Annotated in this window: 1 protein-coding gene; it reads right to left on the bottom strand. The window is 49.4% G+C overall.

Features of this window, described 5'->3' with window-relative positions; genetic code table 11:
- Positions 1 to 1,797: EAL domain-containing protein (locus R7M72_RS24330; protein WP_318056369.1), on the bottom strand; the 1,797-nt coding region annotated here is incomplete at both ends.

Below are 1,797 nucleotides of genomic sequence, written 5' to 3' on the forward strand. Positions count from 1 at the left end.
CTTTTCCAGAGTCGTTGGTGCGCTATCAATAATGCGCGATTCGGTGATCTCTAACGTGAGGTTTTTGGCGGGCAGCTTGGTGACATCCAGCACTCGTGTCACGGTGTCGACAAACGCCGGACAGGAGAGCTGATTGACCGAAATGTTCACGTGCAATTGGAAGTCTGACGGCCACTGTTTGTTCTCGATGGCTTTGTATGTGTCTCGGCACGCTTGCAGCAAGATTTGTTGGCCAATGGCTTTGATCATGCCGCTTTCCTCCGCGATTGGGATGAAATCTAATGGTGAGATCATACCGCTTTCGCTATTCCAGCGAGCTAGGGCTTCGGCGCCACATACGTTACCACTCGCGAGATCGATGATCGGCTGATAATGAGGCACAAATTCGCGCTTGTCGATGCCCGTTTGCATCTTCGTGAGCAGCTGAGTACGAAACTTCGATGCGCTCGCGAGTTCTGGGCTGTAGTAACAAATGCCCGTCAGTGGATCTTGCTTCGCGTAGCTCAGAGCAATGCTGGCATTGCGTAGCCAAAGCGGCATGTTCTCACCATGCTTGGTTTGCACAATCCCTAGTGAGATCTTCATCACCACGCTTTCACCTTCAACCATAAATGGTGCTGCGAACAGTTGTTGTAGGCGACGTTCTGTTAAACGGATGTCTTCGTCTTTATCCATATCTGGCATAAACAGAGCGAACTCATCACCACCAATTCGGGCCAGCATGGTGTTGTCTGGGAATTGCTGCTTCAGCCTTTCTGCGATGCTAACCAACAGCTGATCACCATTGTGGTGTCCCACGCTGTCGTTGATATCTCTAAATTTGTTGATCCCCAATAAGAACAAACTACCGTGACACAAATTGGGTTTGTTTTCGCAGATTTCGATTAATCCTTGGCGGCTGTAGAGTCGAGTTAATGAGTCATACACCAGCTGATCGCGCAGCGCCTTAAATGAGGCTTTGAGGTTGCTGGCCATTTCATTAAAGGCTTTTGCGAGCACGGTCGTTTCGTACACACGGCCAGGTTGGGGCATTGAGCTATCCCAATCGCCATTTGCTAGGTGTTGAGCCGCATCGGCAGTGGCGTTGATTGGTCGAGTCACGCGTTCGAAGATGACCCAACTAAAGCCGATACCAAACAAGCTGACGACGATACCAACAATCCAGCTTTTCTCTTGGCTTTTCGGTAAGAGGCCAAGCAAATCAGATTCCGAGATAGAAGTGCCGATGAACCAAGTTAAACCGTTTGGATCGTAGTAGGGCGTGATGCGGCTAAAAATACGTTGGCCGCTGTGGTCAAACTCAAACGTGTACGGTTGGTCTGTATGGTACAAGTCAAAACCACGCACGCGGGAGGCGCTGATTTTGATGATCGGGTCTGCGCTTTCAGAGGCGAACAAGCGTTGGCCTTTATCCGAAAACTTTGTGCCCCAAGACACGACGCTGCCAGGGCCAGAATGTGCCACTAATCGGTGTTCTTGGTCCATGATAAAGACCGATGCTTTGGTGTTCTTCTTGATGACGCGTAGAAACTCGTTGAAGGTATTGATACGAATGTCTGTCACCAATACGCCCGCAAATTCTTGGTGTTCGTACACCGGTGTCATAGCAGATAAGGTGATGTCTTGGCGCTCATCCGCATTGGTGTAGATTTTTGACCACATCGGTTTTTCGTCTTTGGCGACCGGTTGATACCAAGGACGAGTTCTTGGATCGTAAGGCGTGATGACAGTGCGAATATCGTTACTGACATGATCTGTGCCGTAGATGATTAACTTACCATCGGTGTATTTATCTTG

It is taken from the genome of Vibrio sp. YT-18, assembly GCF_033337345.1.
Taxonomy (GTDB): Bacteria; Pseudomonadota; Gammaproteobacteria; order Enterobacterales; family Vibrionaceae; genus Vibrio; species Vibrio alginolyticus.